This is a genomic window from Pseudomonas sp. BF-B-30 (assembly GCF_019956305.1).
In the GTDB taxonomy this organism is placed as follows: domain Bacteria; phylum Pseudomonadota; class Gammaproteobacteria; order Pseudomonadales; family Pseudomonadaceae; genus Aquipseudomonas; species Aquipseudomonas jessenii.
Window position 1 is genome coordinate 142,686 of sequence record NZ_JAHBDG010000004.1, and the last position, 6,797, is coordinate 149,482.

Annotated in this window: 7 protein-coding genes; 6 read left to right on the forward strand and 1 reads right to left on the reverse strand. The window is 61.2% G+C overall.

Annotated features, from left to right (window positions below):
* Positions 1–2 precede the first annotated feature (2 nt).
* The 6 genes from pcaH (at position 3) to pcaC (ending at position 5,391) form a co-directional block, all read left to right on the forward strand.
* Positions 3–707: a protocatechuate 3,4-dioxygenase subunit beta gene (pcaH, locus tag KGB29_RS02955; RefSeq protein ID WP_057716089.1), complete on the forward strand. Its 705-nt coding sequence runs from the start codon at positions 3–5 to the stop codon at positions 705–707.
* Between the two features lies 1 nt (position 708).
* A complete protein-coding gene (gene pcaG / locus KGB29_RS02960; RefSeq protein ID WP_102672182.1) occupies positions 709–1,275 on the forward strand; it encodes a protocatechuate 3,4-dioxygenase subunit alpha in 567 nt (188 codons plus the stop codon).
* 196 nt (positions 1,276–1,471) lie between these two features.
* Positions 1,472–2,776, forward strand: a complete 1,305-nt coding sequence (locus tag KGB29_RS02965) for an MFS family transporter (RefSeq protein ID WP_090453557.1) — start codon at positions 1,472–1,474, stop codon at positions 2,774–2,776.
* A 43-nt stretch (positions 2,777–2,819) separates the two neighbouring features.
* Positions 2,820–4,184, forward strand: a complete 1,365-nt coding sequence (locus tag KGB29_RS02970) for a 3-carboxy-cis,cis-muconate cycloisomerase (protein WP_150812955.1) — start codon at positions 2,820–2,822, stop codon at positions 4,182–4,184.
* 12 nt (positions 4,185–4,196) lie between these two features.
* On the forward strand, positions 4,197–4,988 hold the full coding sequence (pcaD, locus tag KGB29_RS02975; RefSeq protein WP_150812956.1) for a 3-oxoadipate enol-lactonase: 792 nt from the start codon (positions 4,197–4,199) through the stop codon (positions 4,986–4,988).
* A gap of 10 nt (positions 4,989–4,998) precedes the next feature.
* Positions 4,999–5,391, forward strand: a complete 393-nt coding sequence (pcaC, locus tag KGB29_RS02980) for a 4-carboxymuconolactone decarboxylase (protein WP_008016493.1) — start codon at positions 4,999–5,001, stop codon at positions 5,389–5,391.
* A 121-nt stretch (positions 5,392–5,512) separates the two neighbouring features.
* Here the strand turns inward: pcaC and KGB29_RS02985 are convergent, their stop codons facing one another.
* Positions 5,513–6,772 (reverse strand): OprD family porin, encoded by a 1,260-nt coding sequence (locus KGB29_RS02985; RefSeq protein WP_150812957.1) that lies wholly within the window; start codon positions 6,770–6,772, stop codon positions 5,513–5,515.
* Positions 6,773–6,797 lie beyond the last annotated feature (25 nt).

Here is a 6,797-nt window from a genome sequence, read left to right on the forward strand (position 1 = left end):
TCATGACTGACAAGCCTGGTTACCGTCGCCCGCAGGAAGGCACCCAGCCGGAGTACCTGCACCCGACCTATCAATCCACCAACCTGCGCTCGCCGTCCAAGCCGTTGGTGTTCCTGCCGCATTCGCTGTCGGAAATCACCGGTCCTACCGTCGGCGCCGAGCGCATCAACGAGAAGGATAACGACCTGACCGCCCAGCACGAGGGGCAGCCTCAGGGTGAGCGCATCATCATCCACGGCCGTGTGCTGGATGAAAACGGTCTGCCGGTGCCGGGGATTCTGGTGGAGATCTGGCAGGCCAACGCCGCCGGTCGCTACGCCCATGCCCGCGACCTGCACGACGCACCGCTGGACCCGAACTTCACCGGCACCGGCCGCACCGTGACCGACGCCGATGGCTGGTACCAGTTCCAGACCATCAAGCCCGGCGCCTATCCATGGGGTAACCACCACAACGCCTGGCGCCCGGCGCACATCCATTTCTCGCTGTTCGGGCCGAGCATCCTGACGCGCCTGGTGACGCAGATGTATTTCCCGGGCGACCCGCTGCTGGCGTACGACCCGATCTACAACTGCGTACCCGATACCAGCGCCAAAGAGCGCTTGATCGCGACGTTCGATCTGGAAAAAACCATCCCTTCCTATGCCCTCGGTTATCGCTGGGACATCGTTTTGCGCGGCCGCGACGCCACGCCGATGGAGAAATAAGATGACGCTGACTGCGACCACGTCCCACACCGTCGGGCCGTACTACCACATCGGCCTGACCTGGCTGAACCGCGAAAACCTGACCGTCGAACAAACCCTGGGCGAGCGCGTGGCGATCACCGGGCAAGTGGTCGACGGCAATGGCGACATCGTCAACGACGCGATGCTGGAAGTCTGGCAGGCCAACGCCGCCGGCAAGTATGACCACCCGGAAGACGACCAGGACAAACCCCTGGACCCGAACTTCGAAGGCTTTGGCCGGGTGCCGGTGGATGCCGAAGGACGCTTTCGCTTTACCACCATCAAGCCCGGTACGGTCGAGGGCCTCAAAGGCACGACCCAGGCACCGCACCTTGTCGTTCTGGTGTTTGCCCGTGGTTTGGTGAAGCACCTGCTGACGCGGATCTACTTTGAAGGCGAGGCGGCCAACGTCAACGATCCGTTGCTGGAGTGCGTGCCGGCCGAGCGCCGCAGCACCTTGCTGGCCAAGAAGGATGCGTCGGGTGTTTATCAGTGGAATGTGATTCTGCAGGGTACCGATGCCGAGACGGTGTTCTTCGACTATTAAGTGAACACTGCAAAAAAACTGGGGGAGCGAGCTTGCTCGCGAAAGCGGTGTATCAGACAACATTGATATCGACTGATACGACGCCTTCGCGAGCAAGCCCGCTCCCACAGGGATGTGTGTTCGCTGAAACATCTGCGGAACGGGAGTGTTGCAAAGTGTGTCTAGACTCTCACTGTCCCCATTGAGTGAAAAAACAATGACAACACCCACAGCGCCTATAGCTCTTTATACGGGCGAAGAACGCAGCAAGCGGATCTTCGCCATTGTCGGTGCCTCGTCCGGCAACCTGGTTGAATGGTTCGACTTCTACGTCTACGCCTTCTGTGCGATCTATTTCGCACCGGCCTTTTTCCCGTCCGATAACCCCACCGTGCAGCTGGTCAATACCGCTGGCGTGTTCGCCGCCGGGTTCCTGATGCGGCCGATTGGTGGCTGGATTTTCGGGCGCTTGGCGGACAAGCACGGGCGCAAGAATTCGATGTTGATCTCGATTCTGATGATGTGCTTCGGCTCGCTGCTTATCGCCTGCCTGCCGACCTACAGCAGCATCGGGGTCTGGGCGCCGATCCTGTTGCTGTTCGCCCGTTTGCTGCAAGGCTTGTCGGTGGGCGGTGAGTACGGCACTACCGCAACCTACATGAGTGAAGTGGCGCTCAAGGGCCAGCGCGGTTTCTTCGCCTCGTTCCAGTACGTGACCCTGATTGGCGGCCAATTGCTCGCGGTGTCGCTGGTGGTGGTCCTGCAGCAGTTCCTCACCGAAGATGACCTGCGTGCCTACGGCTGGCGGATACCCTTCGTAGTGGGTGCCATGGCGGCGCTGGTTTCGCTGTATCTGCGTCGTTCGCTCAAAGAAACCACCAGCAAGGCAATGCGCGAAAACAAGGACGCCGGCAGCATCAGCGCCCTGTTTCGCGACCATAAAACCGCATTCATCACCGTACTGGGTTACACCGCCGGTGGTTCGCTGATCTTCTACACCTTCACCACGTACATGCAGAAGTACCTGGTGAACACCGCCGGCATGCCGGCCAAGACCGCCAGCTACATCATGACCGGCGCGCTGTTCCTCTATATGTGCATGCAGCCGATTTTCGGCATGCTCGCCGACAAGATCGGCCGGCGTAACTCGATGCTCTGGTTCGGCGCCCTCGGCACGCTGTGCACCGTGCCGATCCTGTTGAGCCTGAAAAGCGTGACAAGTCCATTTCTGGCCTTCGTGTTGATTACCCTGGCGCTGGCGATCGTCAGTTTCTACACCTCCATCAGTGGCCTGGTGAAAGCCGAGATGTTCCCGCCCGAGGTGCGTGCATTGGGTGTCGGCCTGGCGTATGCGGTGGCGAATGCGATTTTCGGTGGTTCGGCGGAGTATGTGGCCTTGAGCCTCAAGGCCGTGGGCATGGAAAACTCCTTCTACTGGTACGTGACGGTGATGATGGCGATAGCGTTCCTGTTCAGCCTGCGTCTGCCGAAACAGGCGAAGTATCTGCATCACGACCTTTGATCTTCACGCGCGGACCGCAGGCCCGCGCCTCCAGGAATTGTTTATGAACCAGCGACCGGGCAATCAATTGTTCGATGCCTATTTCACGGCCCGCGATATGCGTGAGGTGTTCTGCGATCAGGGTCGGGTCCAGGCCATGCTCGATTTCGAAGCGGCATTGGCCCGGGCCGAAGCACGGGTCGGGATGATTCCGTCGAATGCTGTCGCGCCGATTGAAGCAGCTTGTCGCGCCGGGCTTTATGACTTTGCGACGTTGGGCGAGGCCATTGCCACGGCGGGTAACTCGGCGATTCCATTGGTCAAGGCGCTGGGCAAGCAGATCGCGGCCACCGATGCCGAAGCCGAGCGCTATGTGCATCTGGGCGCGACCAGCCAGGACGTGATGGACAGCGGCCTGGTGCTGCAACTGCGCCGGGCGCTGGAACTGATCGAGAGCGACCTGGCACAACTGGGGCAGACACTCGCGTCCCAGGCCCAGCGCTACGCGACCACGCCATTGGCCGGACGCACCTGGCTGCAGCATGCGACACCGGTCACCCTCGGCATGAAGGTCGCCGGCTGGCTGGGGGCGGTGACCCGCAGTCGCCAACGCTTGGCCGAACTCAAGCCGCGTCTGCTGGTGCTGCAATTCGGCGGTGCGTCCGGAACCCTTGCGGCCCTTGGCGAACAGGCCATGCCGATTGCCCAAGCGCTGGCCGAAGAACTGCAACTGACCTTGCCCGATCAGCCGTGGCACACCCAGCGCGATCGCGTGGTGGAGTTCGGCGCTGCGCTCGGCCTGATCGCCGGCAGTCTCGGCAAACTCGGGCGTGATATCAGCCTGTTGATGCAAACCGAGGCCGCCGAAGTGTTCGAGCCTTCGGCGCCGGGCAAGGGCGGTTCCTCGACCATGCCGCACAAACGCAATCCGGTGGGCGCGGCGGTGTTGATCGGCGCGGCGACTCGCGTACCCGGTTTGCTTTCGACGCTGTTCAGCGCCATGCCCCAGGAGCACGAGCGCAGCCTCGGTCTGTGGCATGCCGAGTGGGAAACCCTGCCGGAAATCTGCTGCCTGGTGTCGGGCAGCCTGCATCAAGCATTGTTGATCGTCCAAGGGCTGGAAGTGGATGCCGAGCGCATGGCGCGCAATCTCGATTTGACCCAGGGCCTGGTGCTCGCCGAAGCGGTGAGCATCGTCCTCGCGCAGCGGGTTGGGCGCGATACCGCGCATCATCTGTTGGAGCAATGCTGCAAACGCGCCGTGGCCGAACAACGTCACCTGCGTGCGGTCCTCGGCGACGAACCACAAGTGACCGCCGAACTGTCGGCGGCTGAGCTCGATCATCTGCTGGACCCTGCCCATTACCTCGGCCAGGCCAAAACCTGGGTCGAGAGGGCGGTGGCTGAACATTCTGCATTGACTGCCTGAAGGAGACTTGCTGTGGCTTTTGTACAACTCGCCGAGGGCGAACTGCATTACCAACTCGATGGACCGGTCGATGCGCCGGTGCTGGTGCTGTCCAACTCCCTGGGCACGGACCTGCACATGTGGGATGCGCAAATCCCGGCATTCTCCGAGCATTTTCGCGTGCTGCGTTTCGACACCCGCGGCCATGGCCAGTCATTGGTGACACCGGGGCCTTACAGCATCGAGCAACTGGGCCGCGACGTGCTCGCATTGCTGGATGCCTTGCACATCGAACGCGCGCATTTCTGCGGATTGTCCATGGGCGGGTTGATTGGCCAGTGGCTGGGGATCAACGCCGGCGATCGACTGAACAAGCTGATCGTGTGCAACACCGCAGCGAAAATCGGCGATCCGTCGGTGTGGAACCCGCGTATCGAAACGGTGCTGCGCGATGGTCAGGCGGCCATGGTTGCCCTGCGCGATGCGTCGATTGCCCGCTGGTTCACCCCGGATTTCTCCGAAGCCAACCCGGCGGCGGCCAAGCAGATTACCGACATGCTGGCGGCGACTTCGCCAGAAGGTTACGCAGCCAATTGCGCAGCTGTGCGCGATGCCGATTTCCGCGATCAGTTGTCCTCGATCAAGGCGCCGCTGCTGGTGATCGCCGGCACTGAGGATGCGGTCACGCCGCCGTCGGGTGGGCACTTCATTCAGGAGCATGTGCCGGGCGCCGAGTACGCCGAGTTCTACGCTGCGCACTTGTCCAATGTGCAGGCTGGCGCTGATTTCAGCGAATGTGTTCTGGCCTTTCTGAAGGCTCGTTGAGGGATATTCCGTGGACGAGAAACAACGTTACGACGAAGGCATGAAAGTCCGTCGCGCGGTACTGGGCGATGCTCACGTCGACCGCAGCCTGACCACCCTGACCGAGTTCAACTCGGAGTTCCAGGAAATGATCACCCGCCACGCCTGGGGCGACATCTGGACTCGCGAGGGTCTGCCACGCCATACCCGCAGCCTGATCACCATCGCCATGCTGATCGGCATGAACCGCGAGGGCGAACTCAAACTGCACCTGCGCGCCGCCGCCAACAATGGCGTGAGCCGTGGCGAGATCAAGGAAGTGATCATGCAGAGCGCGATCTATTGCGGGATTCCGGCAGCCAATGCGACGTTCCACTTGGCCGAGTCGGTGTGGGATGAGTTGGGGGTTGAATCGCGGGAGTAAGCGGTAACGGTGAACAACCTGTGGGAGCGAGCTTGCTCGCGATAGCGTCGGCACATTCACTATTGATGTCGCCTGATACACCGCCATCGCGAGCAAGCTCGCTCCCACATTTGTTTTGTGTTTACAACAGGCTGATCGGGTAGCTGATGATCAGGCGGTTCTCATCGAACTCGTTGTTGCTGTAGTCGCGGCGCATGGTCGAGTTGCGCCATTTCAGGTTCAAGTCCTTTAGCGCGCCGCTCTGCACGGTATAGCCCAGTTCGCTTTCACGTCCCCATTCCTTGCCGTCGGTGATGGTGCCGGTGTGCACATTGTCACCGCTGATGTAGCGGTTCATCAGGGTCAGGCCCGGAACGCCCAGGGCGGCGAAGTTGTAGTCGTGGCGTACTTGCCAGGATTTCTCCTGGGCATTGTCGTAACTGGAGTTGTAGCTGTCGTTGGCCAAGGTACCGCCGCTGGTGCCGTTGACCCGCATCCAGGCGTTGTCGCCGGTGAGTTTTTGCAGGCCGACGTAGAAGGTGTTGCCGCCGTATTTGGCCGAAAACAAGCCGTACATTGTTTTGTTGTCCAGCTCGCCAGCACGGGCGCTGCCGTCATCCTTGCCGTAGAAGAAACCCAGGTTGGCGCCCAGGGTCCAGTCACCCAATGGCTGGCTGTGGGTCAGGTTGATGAACTGCTGGCTGTAGATGTCCTTGAGTTCGGCGTTCCACAGGCCGATCTGGGTGCGCTTTTCGTTGAACAGGTATTCGCCGCCCTGAAAGTTGAAACGGTCCGAGGTGAACGCCGCTTTGCCGGTCATCGACATGTCGTCCATGCTGCTGTCATCGCGGGGGCTGTTCTGCCGGAACTGGCCGCCGTAGAGCGTCAGGCCATTGATCTCCTTCGACGTGATCTGGCCGCCCCGGAAGGTTTGCGGCAACGAACGACCGTCGTCCGAACGCAGGATTGGCAACACCGGCATCCACTCGCCGACTTTCACTTCGGTCTGCGACAGCTTGGCCTTGAACGCGACATTGGTGCGCCCGAAGTTATCCGCCGGGCGACCGTCGTGATCCAGCGGCAGCAGTTGCGTACCGCCTGTGCCTTTACCGCCGTCGAGCTTCACCGAATACAGACCGAGCACATCCATGCCGAACCCGATGGTGCCCTGGGTGAAGCCGGACTTGGCGTCGAGGATGAAACTCTGCGTCCATTCTTCAGCCTTGCCTTGGGCCTTGGTCGGGTTGGTGAAGTTGCGATTTATGTAGAAGTTGCGCAGGTTCAGGTTGACCTTGGCCCCTTCGACAAAACCCGACTCTTCGGCGTGGGCGGGCAGGGCGGCACCGGCCAGGGCGGCGGCGATCAGGCCGGGAACGAGGTACTGCGCGGTGGAAGGCGTCATGGGTTCGGGTCTCTCTAATTCTTGG